The organism is Bacteroides sp. AF29-11 (assembly GCF_003602895.1).
In the GTDB taxonomy this organism is placed as follows: domain Bacteria; phylum Bacteroidota; class Bacteroidia; order Bacteroidales; family Bacteroidaceae; genus Bacteroides; species Bacteroides uniformis.
In genome coordinates this window covers 88,553-105,552 of record NZ_QTLY01000008.1, presented here as the reverse complement: position 1 = coordinate 105,552, position 17,000 = coordinate 88,553, and the positions used below count along the sequence as shown (strand labels likewise).

The following is a 17,000-nucleotide window of genomic DNA, read 5'->3' as shown; positions in this document are numbered from 1 at the left end:
GGAGTAATTGTTGCATTAAAGTTAGAGTTTGAATTGATGAAATTGAAGACAATCCTGCCAGTCGTGGCAGTTGCGGGAGTACTCATGTGTGAGCCTGCCGTATTGTTGCATGCCGGTACATCTGATTTTGCTTCTCCCGAAGCTATGGGATGGTTCCGTAAGAAAAAGAAGAGTGAAACCAAGGACAGCGTTCAATCCAAGAGCGACTACGAGAAATTGACAGGTTCCGGTGCTATTGCCCGCAAGGGAATGTTCAATGTTTACCAGAAGAAGAGCGATTATTACTTTGAAGTGCCGGCAAGGCTGCTGGGACGTGATATGCTGGTAGTAAATAAATTACAGCGTGTTCCTTCCGAACTGAATGAGGCAGGTGTGAACCGTGGTACGAATTACGAAAATCAGATGGTGCGTTTTGAATTGGACAAGGCTGCCAACAAGCTGTTGGTACGTCAGAGCCGTCCTCTTCCGTTGGCGCCGGATGAGGATGCCATACGGCAGTCCGTACTGGATAATTATATTTCTCCGCTGATAGCCGGTTTCAAGATTGAGGCATTCAATAATGACTCTACCATGATAGTGGTCAAGGTCAACGATATTTATGATGGTACAGAGACGAGTATCAATAATGTCTTTACGAATATCAACCTGGGAACTTCGGCCATCAAGAATCTCTCCCGCATTTTATCTATCAAAGCTTTTGAGAACAATGTGGTAGCCACTTCCGAGTTGACAACTAAGGTGACCGAGGGAACAACGACTGTGTTTGTTACGGTCGAAGTCAGTTCCTCTCTGTTGCTGTTGCCGGAGAAACCTATGATGGGACGTCTGGATAGTCCGCGCGTAGGTTACTTTACCAATCCGTTGTTGAATTACAGTGACGGTCAGCAGCGTGTAGACAAGAAACCCTTCATCACCCGCTGGCGTCTGGAACCGAAACCGGAAGACCGGGAGCGTTACCTTCGCGGTGAATTGGTGGAACCGGCCAAGCCGATTGTGTTCTACATCGAGAACTCCACTCCCCGTCGTTGGCGGAAATATATCAAGCAGGGAATCGAGGATTGGCAGGCTGCTTTTGAACGTGCCGGATTCAAGAATGCTATCATAGCCAAGGAACTGACGGACAGCATGAATGTGGATAAGGATGACGTGAACTACTCCGTGCTGACCTACGCCGCCTCCACCAAAGCCAATGCCATGGGCCCCTCTATCCTCGACCCCCGTTCGGGCGAGATATTGGAAGCGGACATCATGTGGTGGCATAATGTGCTGGGCATGCTCCAGGAATGGATTACAGTGCAAACCGGTGTCGTACGTCCCGAAGCAAGAGGAGTAAGGCTGCCGGATGAGCTGATGGGCGATGCCATGCGCTTTGTGGCATGCCACGAGGTGGGGCACTCGTTGGGCTTGCGCCACAATATGATTGCTTCCTGGACTTTTCCGACAGATTCCCTGCGTTCCAAAACATTTACGGATCGTATGAATACCACTTCCTCCTCTATCATGGACTATGCACGTTTCAACTATGTGGCACAGCCGGGTGACGGTGTTACGGCGCTTTCTCCCCATATCGGTCCGTATGATATGTTTGCCATAGAATACGGCTATCGTTGGTATGGTAAAGAAACCCCAGAGGCAGAGAAGGACTTGCTTGCCGACTTCCTGAGCCGTCATACAGACCGTTTATATAAATATAGTGAGGCGCAGGATGTACGTGATGCCGTAGACCCGCGTGCGCAGAATGAAGATTTGGGCGATGATGCTGTCCGCTCATCTCTGCTGGGTATTGAGAACTTGAAGCGTATTGTTCCTCAAATCATCCAATGGACTACTACTGGCGAGAAAGGACAGACTTATGAAGAAGCTTCCCGCCTATACTATGCGGTTATCAACCAATGGAACAATTACCTCTATCATGTATTGGCAAACATCGGTGGTATCTATATAGAAAACACCGTTGTGGGCGACGGACAGAAAACCTATACTTTCGTAGAAAAAGAAAAGCAGCAAGCCGCCCTGAAGTTTCTGCTGGACGAAGTGCTGACCTATCCCAAATGGCTGTTCGACACGGAAGTTGGAGAGTACACTTACTTGCTGCGCAACACTCCACTGGGCGTAGTGGAGAATGCACCGACACAAGTGTTGAAGAATGCCCAATCCTATATCCTTTGGGATTTGCTGGGCAACAACCGCCTGATGCGTATGTTGGAGAACGAATCGGTGAACGGCAAAAAGGCTTTCACGGTGGTAGAGCTGATGGATGGCCTGCATCGCAACATCTTTGCCACTACGGAACGCGGTGCCTTGCCGGACGTCATGACACGTGCCTTGCAGAAGAACTTCGTAGATGCACTGATTACAGCAGCTGCCGAAAGCGAAGGAGTGAAAATAAACAAAAAACTGATGGACAACCACTTCTTGCTGGACCATCAGACTGCCCTTTGCAGCTGTGACGAGCATGCCGGTAAGACTTTGGATGCCGACCGTATGGGTGCACACCGCGAACTGAACTTCTACGGTTCGCAGATAAACCGCGTATCTGATGTCATCTCCGTGAAGCGTGGTGAGTTGCTTCGCATCAAAGAATTGCTCCAAAATCGTCTGGGTGCATCGGATATAGCCACTAAATATCATTATAAGGATTTGATTTTGCGTATCAATACTGCATTAGGAGTAAAGTGATTTTTCTTTTCAATAGAGTATTAATTAATTTTATATGTAACGCATGAAAAAACGTGTATTAATCGTTTTGCTATGCTTTGTAGGAGCTTTGTCATCTGCTTTTGCTGCAGAGAAAAAAGTCCAGGGCGTAGTAATATCTTCAGAGGATAACCTACCGCTTATCGGTGCTTCCGTTTATGTGACTGCGGAAGACTTGAAAAAGGCGGGGAGTGCTCAGACTACAATGGGGGTCATCACTGATGTGGATGGTCAGTTCTCTATCGCTATACCTGCGGGGATAACCCGTTTCTTTTGTAGCTACGTGGGATATGACGTATTGGAAGTGAAGCTTGTTCCGGGAAAGGAACATTATGAAATAACACTTCATGCATCTTCCCAAATGCTCGATGCCGTTGTTGTGACGGGTTACCAGACAGTGGAGCGCCGCAAGCTGACGGCAGCGGTATCCAAACTGGATATATCGGACGAGACCATCGGTGCAGTAAAAAGTATCGACCAGGCACTTGCCGGACAAATTGCCGGACTTTCTGTCAGCCCGACTTCCGGTGCTCCGGGTGCTCCGGCAAAGATACGCATTCGCGGTACTGCTTCATTGAATGGTACACAAGACCCTTTGTGGGTGCTGGACGGCATTCCTTTGGAGGGAACGGATGTTCCCGAACCGGATGAGCTGAATGACATCACCAACATGAAGCAATCTTCCATTGCAGGCCTGAATCCGGCAGATATTGAGAATATCACCATCCTGAAGGATGCGGCAGCCACTGCCATCTATGGTGCGAGGGCAGCCAATGGCGTCATTGTGATTACAACAAAGAAGGGTAAGGTCGGTAAACCGGTTATCAATTTCTCGTCCCGGTTTACCTATACTCCTACATTGAGCCTTGACCGGTTGAACTTGCTGAACTCAGCGGAGAAAGTAGGATTGGAAATGGATATGATCCGTAATAACTATTCTCCGGACAATCATAAAGGAGGCGTATATAATATTCTTTCCAATTACAATGAGTTGTCTGCTTTTCAGAATGGAGGATGGGATGCCTTGAGCAGTGATACACAAGCTGCCATCAACCGTTTGAAGAGTGTTAATACAAACTGGGGAGATATCCTTTTCCGCGATGCTTTCAGCCAGGAATATAACTTGAGCCTTTCCGGCGGTACGGAAAGGGTTACGTATTATACCTCTTTCGGCTATTATAAAGAGGATGGAAATGTGGACGGTGTGGGTATGGACCGTTTCAACTTGGTAGGAAAGACTTCCTATAAGGTGAACAGTATACTGAAAGTGGGTGCCTCCATGTTTGCCAACCGTCGCAAAAATACCAATTATCTGACAGATGCATACGGTATGTCGAATCCCGTGTTCTATTCACGCAAGGCTAATCCGTATTTTGAACTTTATGACAAGAATGGCAACTATAATTACGACTACGATATTCAGAACAACACTGATAAGGATTTAGGATTCAACATCTTTGAAGAACGGCAGAACACGTCTAATGAAAGCGTGGTGAATTCTTTTTCATCTATATTTGATGCGGAGTTACGGTTCAATGACAAGTGGAAGCTGACTTCCCAGTTTGGCTATCAGTTGGAAAAAACTTCCAGAGAAGAAATAGCGGACTGGGAAAGCTATGCCATGCGCTATTACTATAAGTTGAGCGAATACTCCCAAGGTGGAGAAACCAAACACTTTCTGCCCGAAGGAGGTATGCAGAAGTCTTATGAAAACTCCAATTCACAGATTACTTGGAAGGCGATGGGAGAATATCGCGACAGCTTCAATGATATTCATGAACTGGAAGTGATGGCAGGTACCGAACTGCGCAAGACTTGGTACGAAACCTTGTTCTCGGCAGGGTATGGCTTCGACCGCAAGACGTTGACCACCAAGCCGGTGATTTTCCCCAACGAAAGTTACGCCACGTCTTTCCCGCTCCATCAGACGACGTATAAGGAGAATGCTTATGTGTCTTTCTACTCTACGGCCTCCTACTCTTTATTGAATCGCTACACGGTGGGAGGAAGTATCCGTTTTGACGGTTCCGATCTTTTCGGTGTGGATAAGAAGTACCGCTATCTTCCTCTTTATTCTGTCAGTGCCTTGTGGCGTCTGTCACAAGAACCGTTTATGCAGCAGGCCAAGTGGGTAGATAACCTGGTGTTCCGTGCATCTTACGGTCTGCAGGGAAATATTGACAAGAATACTTCTCCGTTCCTGTTGGGTACATATCGGTCGGAGAGTATTTTGCCCGGAGTATCGGAAGATGTAATTATCATTAATTCCGCTCCCAACAAGAAGTTGCGTTGGGAAAAGACGCAGTCTGTCAATGCCGGCTTTGATTTTTCTGTATTGAACCAGGCTATCAATCTGAGCGTGGACTATTATTACCGTAAGGGTACCGATTTGATAGCTTTGCGCATGCTTCCTCTGGAGACGGGCTTTACTTCAATGAACGTCAACTGGGCAAGTATGGAGAACAAAGGTGTGGAAATCAGCTTGTCTACCCGTAACATAACGACAAAAAACTTCTCCTGGTACACAAATTTCAATTTTGCCTATAACGGTAATAAGGTATTGCAGGAAAACATACCGGAGCAGCAGACCACTCCGGGACGTGAAGGCTATCCTGTAGGGGCAATTTTCGCACTGAAGACTGCGGGAGTGAATAAGGAAACCGGTAATATGATGTTCTATAATCCGGAGGGAGAGAAAGTGACCTTGAAGGAGCTTTACCGCCTGAAGGACGAGTGGGGGATAGGTATTGCCTCTTCCGATGTAACTGCAGCCGAAGAGAGAACCTTTTATTCGTATATCGGGAGTAGCGATGCTCCTTATACGGGAGGTTTGATTAATACCTTCAGCTATAAAAACTGGGAGCTGAATGTCAATTTCTCTTTGACGTTTGGCGGGTACGTACGTACGCAACCCTCTTATGACATCATCAATCCGGATTATGGCAAGAACTATAATGCGGATGTGCTGAACCGCTGGACTCCGGAAAACCCGAATGCGGAGCTTCCGGCATTTATGCTGAGTGCTTCCAACCCGGAAGAGTACTCCTGGTATGATTCTAAAACCATCTGGAGAGATTTGGATATCTGGGTGAAGAAGCTGAACTACGTACGTTTGCAGAATCTGCGTCTGGGTTACCGTATCCCTGAGCTCCTGACAAAGCGTTTGGGAATGAACTCGGCAACGGTATCTATTGAAGGACGTAATCTCTTCGTGTTTGGTTCGGGATATAATAACTACATGGATCCGGAGTCGATGTACAATCCTTATGCAACTCCCGTACCCAAGTCGGTTACATTCAGTTTGAACTTGAATTTCTAACTTCAAAAGCAGAAAGAAAATGAAGAAAACAATAAGTCTGATGATAATGGCCTGCATGCTTCTGCTTGCGGCATGCGACAACTATCTGGATATACAGCCTACCGGTAGTGTCATTCCCAATTCTTTGGCTGAGTATAGAGCGTTGCTTGCCCGTTCTTATAAGGACGTGAGTAAATTCAGTGACCGGGGAATGGCTTGTTTCCGTTCCGACGAGATGCAGGTTCGGGATAATGAATATGACCAAAATTATTATATGGATATAGAGCGCTGGAACGACCTTGCTCCCAATGCCTATACCTCATCGTTTGAATGGGCCAAGTATTACAATGTGCTTTTTATTGCCAATCACGTTATTGAGAGCAGAAGTGATATTAAGGAAGGCACTGAGGAAGAGATAAATCAGCTTGTAGGAGAAGCGTATATGCTCCGTGCTTATGTACATTTCTTATTGGTAAATCTTTATGGACAGCCCTATACTAAGGAGGGAGCTTTGGATACCAAATCGGTACCGCTGAAATTGGATACGGATTTAGAGAAAGTCCTGAAACGCAATACGGTGGAAGAAGTTTATACTTCCATCCAAGCAGATATTGACGAGGCACGCAAACTGGTCATGAAGGCAGAATGGGAACAGAGATATTCATATCGTTTCAATGCGGCTTCGGTAGAGGCGTTTCAATCACGCGTATCCCTTTATAAGGGCGAGTGGCAGGCGGCTTGGGATGCTGCTGAGGCAGTGCTTGCCGTGAAGTCTGTATTGGTAGATTTGAATGATGCCGCTGCAACTCTTCCTAACAGTTATAATTCCGTGGAAAATATTACTCCACTGGAGACACCTCTGAGCAGTACAATCAATGGGGCTGCTCTGGCTACTCCGGTTTTTCTCTCCCTTTATGCTGAGAACGACCTTCGGCTGGACAAATATTTTGCTGAAACGGATGAAAAAGGTTTCCGGAAGAATAAGAAGGCGGGAAGCAATAACTACTTGTGTACTTTCCGTGTGGGTGAAATATATCTGACGGCTGCTGAGGCTGCTGCCCGACTTGGAGAACTGTCTCAAGCACGTACTCGCCTGCTGGAACTGATGCGGAAACGTTATGCACCGGAGGCCTACGAAGCGAAATCCGTTGTTGTCAATGCCATGGATAAGGAAGCGTTGGTACAGGAAATATTAGATGAACGTGCCCGTGAACTTGCTTTTGAAGGACATCGCTGGTTTGACCTTCGTCGTTCCACCCGTCCGCGTTTGGAGAAAGTGCTTGATGGTACGCGTTATGTACTCGAAGAGAATGATGCCCGCTATACATTGGCCATTCCGAAAGAAGCCATAGAAGCCAATCCGGGATTGCTGAACTGATAAAGATAAAACTCCCCGATTCTGTATTGACGAGAATCGGGGAGTTTTGTCTTTATGTGGATTGGATATGTATTTTTTACGTACCTTTGCACCGTTTTTTGTAATAGACAGTATAAGATGATACAGAATCAGAGACCTCCTATCCGTAGAATTGCTTTTCCTATTCTTATAGCATTGAGTATTTCGCATTGTTTGAACGATATGCTGCAATCGGTTATTTCGGCAGTATACCCTTTGTTCAAGGAGGATTTATCCTTGAGTTTTGCCCAGATTGGTCTGATTACGTTAGTGTATCAGATGTCGGCGTCCGTGTTTCAGCCTCTAATGGGATTGTTCTTTGATAAGCGCCCCATTGCCTGGTCATTGCCGATAGGTATGAGCTTTACTTTGGTCGGTATCATGAATCTGGCTTTTGCTACTAATCTGTATTGGTTGCTGGCTTCGGTATTCATTGTGGGTATCGGTTCGTCTGTACTCCATCCGGAGGCGTCACGTATTGCTTTTCTGGCTTCCGGCGGAAAACGCGGACTGGCGCAGTCTCTATTTCAGGTGGGCGGGAATTTGGGAGGCTCGCTTGGACCGTTACTGGTGGCTTTGCTGGTAGCTCCTTACGGGAGGAGATACATTGCCTTTTTCACGGTTTTTGCCTTGATTGCCATCGTGGTGATGATTCCTATATGTCGTTGGTTCCGTTCCTACTTGAATCATATCAAGAAACGCCCGATGCTTGTGGCAGGAAAGATAGAACGTCCCCTTTCTTCAAGAATGACGGTGTTTGCCATAAGTATTCTGCTGATACTTATCTTCTCCAAATATATCTATATGGCAAGTTTGACGAGCTACTATACATTCTATCTGATCCATAAATTTGGTGTTACTGTTCAGGATTCACAGCTCTTCTTGTTTGTCTTCCTGGTAGCTACTGCCATCGGAACATTGGTGGGAGGTCCCGTAGGTGACAGGGTAGGACGTAAATATGTCATCTGGGCTTCCATTCTTGGAACGGCTCCATTTAGTATGATGATGCCTCACGTAGGGCTTGCATGGACAGTAGTGCTGAGCTTCTGTGTCGGTCTGATGCTTTCTTCCGCTTTTCCTGCCATATTGCTGTACGCCCAGGAATTGCTACCCAATAAGCTGGGTTTGATTTCCGGGTTGTTCTTTGGTTTTGCTTTTGGAATTGCCGGTATTGCTTCGGCTGTATTGGGAGGCATGGCTGATAAATATGGTATCGAGGCTGTTTATAATGTATGTGCCTTTATGCCTTTGTTGGGGTTGGTGGCTTGCCTTCTGCCTAATTTGAAAAAGAGATAGAGATTTTTTATTCCCATTGTCAGCCATACGGAGAGAACGAAAGGTGCGGTCAATGTAATAATTCCCCAATTCATTCCCACAATTTGCAATACAACAGAGAGTAAAACGGAACATGCAGCCCATATACAGCTCATCCAGCTTTTACCTCCTAAAGCAAGGGCACACAATACGCCATTATATCCCATCAGACCCATATTCAAAGCTTCGGAATCCACTCCCAATAATGTGGCTAGGAGGAGGGGGAGAAGTGCTCCCAATATGGTATATACTGCTGCATTCCGGGAATTCACGAGAATGCCTGCAAGGAAAAATAGTCCGGTCATCATGTTTCCTTGAAACATCACCTGGCCTATGCCCATACTGAAACATTGTAAGTAATTTATGGAGGAAGAAGCGGGTGTTTCTGTATCAGAGACGAGTAGCATGTCAGGCATCAGCCAACTGCACAATCCCAGCAGCATCCATACAGAAAGGATAAAAGGGGTAGTGAATCCGGGCAACACGCGTTGCATGTTGAAAAACCGTGCAATGTAGGTAGATGCACACGAGGCAATAGCCATCAGCATCAAGGAACTTACAGTCAGAAGCATAAAGACCCCTACGGCTATTCCTACCAGTGTACCGTTAAAACCATATAATCCATTTTTTATATCATCACAGTCATATCCTGAGATACGGGCTGTCAACGTACTTATTATGTTGCCACTTACAGCCAATAGGCCCATTTGCCATGAATTCAAAAAGATTCCAATCAACATCAATAATCCGGACAATGCATTGTTTTGGAACATGACTTGCCCTATGCCACGTCCTAAAATAAGTAATGACTTGCGTGTAAAAGCTTCTTTCATGAGTTGTCGAATGAAAATGGACTATATGTAAATTTATAGCTCGTTAATGCGTACAAAAAAAACGATTAGACTAATCTAACCGTTTTAATTTTCGTGGAGCGTATGAGACTCGAACTCATCACCTCGACACTGCCAGTGTCGCGCTCTAGCCAGATGAGCTAACGCCCCGTTGCCAACGTTTGCAGGCTTGCTTTCGTTTTTGATGGTGCAAATATAATGCATTATTCTGAAATAATTGCTATGTTTGCGAAAGAATTTGAAAAAATAAGTTATGCTGATATATAATACCACTTATCATGTAGAGGAAGGAGAAGACAAAAACTTCCTGATATGGATGCAGGAACACTATCTTCCCGAGGTAGAAAAGAACGGAACATTGTATGCTCCACGTATAGCCCGTATCTTGAGTCATATTGAAGAAGGAAGCATCTGCTATTCTGTTCAGTTTGAGGTAGAAAACTCTGCCAAACTGCATCGTTGGCATCAAGAGCAAGGAGTGAAACTGAACGAGGAATTACTGAATATCTTTAAAGATAAAGTGATTGGCTTTCCTACATTGATGGAGGTAATAGTGTGATACAACCGGTCAAAGAGAAAATAATATTGGGTATAGACCCTGGTACCACCATTATGGGGTATGGAGTATTGCGTGTGGCAGGTGTCAAGCCGGAAATGATAGCCATGGGAATTATCGACCTCCGCAAATTTGGAGACCACTATCTGAAGTTACGCCATATTCATGAACGGGTACTGAGTATCATAGAGAGTTATTTGCCTGACGAGCTCGCTATTGAGGCCCCTTTCTTCGGAAAGAATGTACAGTCCATGTTGAAGTTGGGGCGTGCGCAAGGCGTAGCAATGGCAGCTGCTTTGAGCAGGGATATTCCCATTACGGAATATGCTCCTTTAAAAATAAAGATGGCCATCACCGGAAACGGACAGGCATCCAAGGAACAGGTGGCGGACATGTTGCAGCGTATGCTGCATTTTCCTAAAGAGGATATGCCTACTTTTATGGATGCAACGGACGGGCTTGCTGCTGCCTATTGTCACTTTCTGCAGATGGGGCGTCCCACGGTGGAGAAAGGCTATCATGGCTGGAAAGACTTTATTGCCAAAAATCCGGATAAGGTGAAGAAGTGATAAGAATTGAAAATGTAGAATCTAAAAATAATATCATGAAATTGAATGAACTTGCTATCATTGGAGTGGCCGCAACGACGGTTGTAAGCTGCACTCCCGCGAAGACGGAGTATGCTTCGTACGAACTTTACCCTGTCCGTTCGGGTAGTCTGACAGAGATGGAATATACACCTGCTGCCACGCAATTCACATTGTGGGCACCTACGGCGGATGAAGTTCGCCTGATGTTGTTCGAAGCAGGAGACGGAGGGCATGCCTATGAAACTATTTCAATGGAATCCTCTGAAGAAGGAACTTGGAAAACTAAAGTTGAAAAGGACTTGATAGGTAAATTCTACACATTCAATGTGAAAATCAATGATAAGTGGTTGGGGGACACTCCGGGTATCAATGCCAAAGCTGTAGGGGTGAATGGAAAGCGTGCCGCCATCATCGACATGAAATCCACGGACCCCGAAGGATGGGCAGATGATAAACGTCCGGCATTGGCCTCTCCTGCCGATGTGATTCTTTATGAAATGCACCATCGTGATATGTCCATCGACCCGTCGTCGGGTATTGAGCATAAAGGAAAGTTCCTGGCATTGACAGAACAAGGAACGGTAAGTCCCGACAAGCTGGCAACCGGCATTGACCATCTGAAAGAATTGGGAGTGACACATGTACATCTCCTTCCGTCTTATGACTATGCCTCCGTTGATGAGACAAGGCTGGACGAGAACAAGTATAATTGGGGATATGATCCGCAGAACTACAATGTGCCTGACGGCTCTTATTCTACCGACCCCTACAAACCGGATGTTCGTATCCGGGAATTCAAGCAGATGGTGCAGGCTTTGCACAAAGCAGGTATCCGTGTTGTTCTGGATGTGGTGTATAACCATACTTTCAATACATCCGACAGTAATTTTGAACGTACAGTGCCGGGATACTTTTACCGTCAGCGACCGGACGGAACGTATGCAGACGGTTCGGCTTGTGGCAATGAAACTGCCAGCAACCGTCCGATGATGCGTAAATACATGATAGAGTCTGTATTACATTGGATTAATGAATATCACATTGACGGATTCCGTTTTGACTTGATGGGTATCCATGACATCGAGACAATGAACGAAATCCGTAAGGCGGCAACGTCTGTAGATCCGACTATATTTATATATGGTGAAGGATGGGCGGCATCGGCTCCACAGATGGCGGAAGATTCTCTGGCAATGAAAGCCAATACTTATAAGATGCCGGGTGTTGCTGCTTTCTCTGACGAAATGCGTGATGCTTTGCGCGGTCCGTTCAATGACAATCATCAAGGTGCTTTCCTTGCCGGATTGCCGGGAGGAGAGGAGAGCATAAAGTTTGGTATTGTAGGAGCCATCAGGCATCCGCAAGTAAATAATGACTCTGTGAATTATAGTAAGGCTCCGTGGGCGGAACAACCTACGCAGATGATCAGCTATGTTTCCTGCCATGATGATATGTGCTTGGTGGATAGGCTGAAAGCAAGTATCCCGGGTATTACTCCCGTAGAATTGGCAAAGCTTGACAAACTGGCGCAAACAGCCGTATTCACTTCCCAAGGTGTACCGTTTATTTATGCCGGTGAGGAAGTGATGCGTGACAAGAAGGGAGTACACAATAGTTTTGAGAGTCCCGATTCCATCAATGCGATTGATTGGAGACGAAAGGCGGAGCATGCAGATGTATTTGCTTATTATAAAGGTTTGATACAGCTTCGTAAGAAGCATCCGGCTTTCCGTATGGGTGATGCGGATTTGGTGCGTAAGCATTTGGAATTTCTACCGGTTGACGGCAGCAATGTGGTGGTTTACCGTCTGAAAGAAAATGCCAACGGTGATGCATGGGGAGATATTATAGTAGTCTTGAATGCCCGTAAGGAGCCTGCCAAACTTACCGTACCCGAAGGTAAATATACAGTGGTCTGCAAGGATGGCTTTATCAATGAACAAGGTTTGGGCACACTGTACGGCCCCGAAGTTGTTGTTCCGGCCCAATCGGCACTGATTATGTATAAATGATGATTGGATGATGCAGCAACATACAATACACATAGCGGGGGGCGTAGTACGCAACCCGCTTGTTCGTTTGACAGAGCCTGTCACTCTTGATTTCCTGGCAGGAGAACACATTGCCATTGTAGGACCGAACGGAGCCGGAAAGAGTCTCCTGGTGGATATGCTGACGGGAAAGTATCCTTTGCGTGATGGTGAGCTTACCTATGATTTCTCTCCCTCCCTCACGAAAACTGCCTATGACAATATCAAATACATTGCCTTCCGTGATACTTACGGTTCTGCCGATGCCAATTATTACTATCAACAGCGTTGGAATGCCCACGACCAAGAGGATGCTCCGCTAGTACGCGAAGTGCTGGGAGAGGTAAAAGACGATGCCTTGAGACGGCAGCTATTTGAACTTTTCAGCATAGAGCCGATGCTTGACAAGAAAATCATTCTTCTCAGCAGTGGGGAGCTGCGCAAGTTTCAGTTGACTAAAGCTTTACTGACTGTTCCCCGAATTCTTATCATGGACAATCCTTTCATAGGGCTGGATGCGCCTACCCGTGAACTGCTTTTTAATTTGCTGGAGCGGCTTACCCGGCTGGGCGAGTTGCAGATTGTCCTTGTGCTTTCCATGTTGGATGACATACCTTCATTTGTTACACACGTTGTGCCGGTAGAGGAGATGAAGGTGGGCGAAAAGATGGAACGTGAGGAGTATGTGCAGGCATTCTGTGCGGGCAATCAGATGCGTATTCAGGAAGAGGCCGGAGCGTTGGAGGAATTGCAGCGGCGTATTCTCGATTTGCCCTACGAACATGCGAATTTCACTTCGGACGAAGTGGTGAAATTGAACGGGGTTAGCATCCGTTACGATGACCGTACCATTCTGAAGGAGCTGGATTGGACAGTGATGCGTGGTGAGAAGTGGGCGCTGAGTGGCGAGAACGGTGCTGGCAAGTCTACCTTGCTTAGTTTGGTTTGTGCGGATAATCCGCAGTCATACGCCTGCGATATCAGTCTTTTCGGACGGAAGCGCGGAACGGGGGAGAGTATTTGGGAAATCAAGAAACACATCGGTTATGTCAGTCCGGAAATGCATCGTGCTTATCTGAAGAATCTGCCTGCCATAGAGATTGTCGCTTCCGGTCTGCACGACAGCATCGGATTGTATAAACGTCCTCATGCCGAACAGATGTCGGTATGCGAGTGGTGGATGGATATTTTCGGTATTGCAGCCTTGAAAGACAAGCCTTTTCTGCAACTCTCCAGTGGAGAACAGCGTCTGGCATTATTGGCTCGTGCTTTTGTCAAGGACCCGGAACTGCTGATATTGGATGAACCGCTTCATGGACTCGATACATACAACCGCCGTCGGGTCAAGAAGATAATAGAGGCATTCTGCCATCGTCGGGATAAAACGATGATTATGGTAACCCACTATGAGAATGAATTGCCGCAAACAATTACTAACCGTTTATTCTTGAAGCGAAACCGCTGACCGAATAATATTGCGTCAGGGAAAGATAATAAAGGACTAGCGGGAACCATTTATGATGTAAATCGTTATATTTGTAATATCAACCATCTAAACATTTATATCATGAAGTTTTTTATTGATACGGCAAATTTGGAACAGATTCGGGAGGCCTATGACTTGGGCGTACTCGACGGAGTTACCACTAATCCTTCGCTTATGGCAAAAGAAGGTATCAAAGGAGTGGAGAACCAGCGTAAGCACTATGTGGACATCTGTAATATTGTGCAAGGCGATGTAAGTGCCGAGGTGATAGCCACCGACTATGAAGGCATGATTAAAGAGGGTGAAGAATTGGCAGCCTTGAATCCGCATATCGTAGTGAAGGTGCCTTGCATTGCAGAAGGTATCAAGGCCGTTAAATACTTCTCGGGCAAAGGTATCCGTACAAATTGTACTCTGGTATTTTCTGTCGGTCAGGCATTGCTTGCAGCCAAGGCAGGTGCAACGTATGTTTCTCCGTTTGTGGGGCGTCTCGATGATATCTGTGAGGATGGCATTGCATTGGTTGCGAAGATTGTAGAGATGTACCGTTATTATGGATATACCACCCAGGTACTTGCCGCCTCTATCCGTCATACGGCACATATTATGCAGTGTATAGAGGTGGGTGCTGATGTGGCTACTTGTCCGCTTTCGGCCATTAAGGGTTTACTTAATCATCCGCTGACCGATTCCGGTCTGAGGAAGTTCCTTGAAGATTACAAACGCGTGAACGGATAAACTTAAAATATCCTATAAGCCTATCTTTCAATGTAATTATTGACTAATATTGGTGAGAAATAGAATAAAAAGATTTATTTTTGCGCCTTATATTTAGATATACAATAAGGCACCGATGAAAGATAGGCTCATAGGATTTATTAAGACATACTGCTTGTTTGTCTGCATTTTTGTGTTGCAAAAACCACTGTTTATGCTGTTTTACAAATCGCTGTACCCGGATGCCTCGTGTGCGGACTGGTTCAGTGTCATTTGGCATGGGTTACCTTTAGACCTATCTCTGGCTGGTTATCTGACAGCTATTCCCGGTTTTCTTTTCATAACCTCTGTATGGACACTTTCTAAATCCCTTTATCGCATCTGGTGCAGCTATTTCCTCTTCATTTCAGTACTTATCTCCATAATTTTTACTGTCGATTTAGGATTATACGAGTATTGGGGGTTCCGTTTGGATGCTACTCCGTTATTCTATTTCTTTTCCTCCCCTAAAGACGCAGTGGCCAGTGTCAGCATTTGGATGGTGCTGGGGGGAATTGTGGCAATGGCTGTTTATGCTGTCGTGCTGTATGCTGTTTTCTACGGCATCTTGCTGCAGAAGAACCTGTTGCTGCGGATGAAACTGCCTTATCGTCGCCTGAAGGTGTCAGGTATATTGTTGCTGATGACGGGGCTGCTGTTTATTCCTATCCGTGGAGGCTTTACAGTATCTACCATGAATGTGGGGAAAGTCTATTTCAGTGCCGAGCAGCGTCTGAACCATGCAGCTATCAACCCTGCATTCAGTCTGATGGAATCTCTTGCCAAGCAGAAGGACTTTAGCAAGCAATACCGTTTTATGGAAGCTGCGGAGGCCGACCGGCTTTTTAAAGACATGCTTGAACCCGCAGTTGCCGGTGGTCAAACGGAAGAGACGGATTCTGTGCGGCAATCTGCCGATTCGCTGCATACTTTATTCAATACTCAGCGTCCCGATGTACTCTTTGTGATTCTTGAGAGTTTTTCCTCTAGGTTGATGACAGCTTTGGGAGGTGAGCCGAATATTGCCATCCATCTGGATAGCTTGAGTAAGGAAGGGGTGCTCTTTACGAACTTCTACGCCAACAGTTTTCGTACGGACCGTGGACTGGTGGCTATCTTGAGTGGCTATCCTGCCCAGCCCACTACGAGTATTATGAAGTATCCCCGTAAAACGCAGTCCATTCCTGCCATTGCAGGCAGCTTGCGGAAGGCGGGTTATGGTACCAAGTATTATTATGGCGGTGATGCCGACTTTACCAATATGCGTTCCTACCTGATGTCATCGGGCTTTGAAGATATTGTTTCCGACCAGGACTTTCCCGTAACGGAACGTTTAAGTAAGTGGGGGGCGCACGACCATCTCGTATTCAACCGTCTGCTGGAAGACTTGAAAACCGAAGCTGCCGAAGGAACTACAGAAGAGAAAACTCCTTATTTCCGTGTCTTGCAGACCTCCAGCAGCCACGAGCCTTTTGAAGTACCTTTCCGTCGTCTGGAGAATGACCGGCTGAACGCCTTTGCCTATACGGATAGTTGTGCAGGCGATTTTGTAAGACAGTTCCGTGAGCTCCCCCAGTGGAAGAATACGGTGATTGTGTTTGTTCCAGACCACTTGGGAGCTTATCCCGAACATATCGACAATTTGTCGGTAGAACGCTACCGGATACCTCTGTTGATGGTGGGCGGTGCCATCCGAGAGCCGAGGCGCATTGACGTCTATGGCTCGCAACATGACATTGCAGCCACGTTGCTGGCCCAATTGGCGCTGCCCCATGAAGAGTTTGTTTTCAGTAAAGATATGCTTAATCCCGCTTCCCCTCATTTCGCGTTCTTTACCGTACCCGATGCTTTCGGTATGGTGACAGCGGACAACCAGGTGATATTCAATTGCCAGGCAGGTGCTGTGGTAGTGGATGAGGGCACGGCAAAGGGAAAGAACTTGCCGTTGGGCAAAGCCTATCTGCAGAAATTGTATGACGATATAGCAAAAAGATAAAGGAAGATAATTAAAGTATAAGAGTATAAA

Annotated in this window: 11 protein-coding genes and 1 tRNA gene; 10 read left to right on the top strand and 2 right to left on the bottom strand. The window is 46.3% G+C overall.

The window, feature by feature from the left end:
- Positions 1-36 precede the first annotated feature (36 nt).
- The 4 genes from DWZ03_RS14490 to DWZ03_RS14475 all read left to right on the top strand — a co-directional run bounded on the left by DWZ03_RS14490 (position 37) and on the right by DWZ03_RS14475 (position 8,687).
- Positions 37-2,679, top strand: coding sequence for a zinc-dependent metalloprotease (locus DWZ03_RS14490; RefSeq protein WP_087332731.1), 2,643 nt, complete (start codon positions 37-39; stop codon positions 2,677-2,679).
- Between the two features lie 43 nt (positions 2,680-2,722).
- Positions 2,723-6,016, top strand: coding sequence for a SusC/RagA family TonB-linked outer membrane protein (locus DWZ03_RS14485; RefSeq protein WP_005826375.1), 3,294 nt, complete (start codon positions 2,723-2,725; stop codon positions 6,014-6,016).
- Between the two features lie 19 nt (positions 6,017-6,035).
- Positions 6,036-7,373, top strand: coding sequence for a RagB/SusD family nutrient uptake outer membrane protein (locus DWZ03_RS14480; protein WP_005826376.1), 1,338 nt, complete (start codon positions 6,036-6,038; stop codon positions 7,371-7,373).
- 117 nt (positions 7,374-7,490) lie between these two features.
- Positions 7,491-8,687: an MFS transporter gene (locus tag DWZ03_RS14475; protein WP_120130310.1), complete on the top strand. Its 1,197-nt coding sequence runs from the start codon at positions 7,491-7,493 to the stop codon at positions 8,685-8,687.
- Here DWZ03_RS14475 and DWZ03_RS14470 read toward each other — a convergent pair.
- Positions 8,615-9,538, bottom strand: a complete 924-nt coding sequence (locus DWZ03_RS14470) for an urea transporter (RefSeq protein WP_117749322.1) — start codon at positions 9,536-9,538, stop codon at positions 8,615-8,617. The genes DWZ03_RS14475 and DWZ03_RS14470 overlap by 73 nt on opposite strands.
- A 94-nt stretch (positions 9,539-9,632) precedes the next feature.
- A tRNA-Ala gene (locus DWZ03_RS14465) sits at positions 9,633-9,706 on the bottom strand.
- A 103-nt stretch (positions 9,707-9,809) separates the two neighbouring features.
- Between DWZ03_RS14465 and DWZ03_RS14460 the strand changes: the two genes are divergently transcribed.
- The 6 genes from DWZ03_RS14460 (at position 9,810) to DWZ03_RS14435 (ending at position 16,970) form a co-directional block, all read left to right on the top strand.
- Complete coding sequence (locus DWZ03_RS14460; protein ID WP_005826379.1) at positions 9,810-10,115, top strand: DUF4286 family protein; 306 nt, start codon at positions 9,810-9,812, stop codon at positions 10,113-10,115.
- A complete protein-coding gene (ruvC, locus tag DWZ03_RS14455; protein ID WP_005826381.1) occupies positions 10,112-10,681 on the top strand; it encodes a crossover junction endodeoxyribonuclease RuvC in 570 nt (189 codons plus the stop codon). Before DWZ03_RS14460 ends, ruvC begins: the two co-directional genes overlap by 4 nt.
- 35 nt (positions 10,682-10,716) lie before the next feature.
- Positions 10,717-12,714 (top strand): type I pullulanase, encoded by a 1,998-nt coding sequence (gene pulA, locus DWZ03_RS14450; protein WP_005835788.1) that lies wholly within the window; start codon positions 10,717-10,719, stop codon positions 12,712-12,714.
- A gap of 10 nt (positions 12,715-12,724) precedes the next feature.
- A complete protein-coding gene (locus DWZ03_RS14445) occupies positions 12,725-14,197 on the top strand; it encodes an ATP-binding cassette domain-containing protein (RefSeq protein ID WP_120130375.1) in 1,473 nt (490 codons plus the stop codon).
- Positions 14,198-14,299: 102 nt separating this feature from the next.
- On the top strand, positions 14,300-14,956 hold the full coding sequence (fsa, locus tag DWZ03_RS14440) for a fructose-6-phosphate aldolase (protein WP_005835793.1): 657 nt from the start codon (positions 14,300-14,302) through the stop codon (positions 14,954-14,956).
- Positions 14,957-15,071: 115 nt separating this feature from the next.
- Complete coding sequence (locus DWZ03_RS14435) at positions 15,072-16,970, top strand: LTA synthase family protein (protein WP_120130309.1); 1,899 nt, start codon at positions 15,072-15,074, stop codon at positions 16,968-16,970.
- Positions 16,971-17,000 lie beyond the last annotated feature (30 nt).

What these genes read in the sequence shown, in the direction of transcription:
- DWZ03_RS14490 (WP_087332731.1), top strand. Translation starts at nt 37, where the DNA reads ATGAAATTGAAGACAATCCTGCCAGTCGTGGCAGTTGCGGGAGTACTC.
- DWZ03_RS14475 (WP_120130310.1), top strand. Translation starts at nt 7,491, where the DNA reads ATGATACAGAATCAGAGACCTCCTATCCGTAGAATTGCTTTTCCTATT.
- DWZ03_RS14435 (WP_120130309.1), top strand. Translation starts at nt 15,072, where the DNA reads ATGAAAGATAGGCTCATAGGATTTATTAAGACATACTGCTTGTTTGTC.
- DWZ03_RS14480 (WP_005826376.1), top strand. Translation starts at nt 6,036, where the DNA reads ATGAAGAAAACAATAAGTCTGATGATAATGGCCTGCATGCTTCTGCTT.
- DWZ03_RS14445 (WP_120130375.1), top strand. Translation starts at nt 12,725, where the DNA reads ATGCAGCAACATACAATACACATAGCGGGGGGCGTAGTACGCAACCCG.
- pulA (WP_005835788.1), top strand. Translation starts at nt 10,717, where the DNA reads ATGAAATTGAATGAACTTGCTATCATTGGAGTGGCCGCAACGACGGTT.
- DWZ03_RS14470 (WP_117749322.1), bottom strand. Translation starts at nt 9,538, where the DNA reads ATGAAAGAAGCTTTTACACGCAAGTCATTACTTATTTTAGGACGTGGC.
- DWZ03_RS14460 (WP_005826379.1), top strand. Translation starts at nt 9,810, where the DNA reads ATGCTGATATATAATACCACTTATCATGTAGAGGAAGGAGAAGACAAA.
- fsa (WP_005835793.1), top strand. Translation starts at nt 14,300, where the DNA reads ATGAAGTTTTTTATTGATACGGCAAATTTGGAACAGATTCGGGAGGCC.
- DWZ03_RS14485 (WP_005826375.1), top strand. Translation starts at nt 2,723, where the DNA reads ATGAAAAAACGTGTATTAATCGTTTTGCTATGCTTTGTAGGAGCTTTG.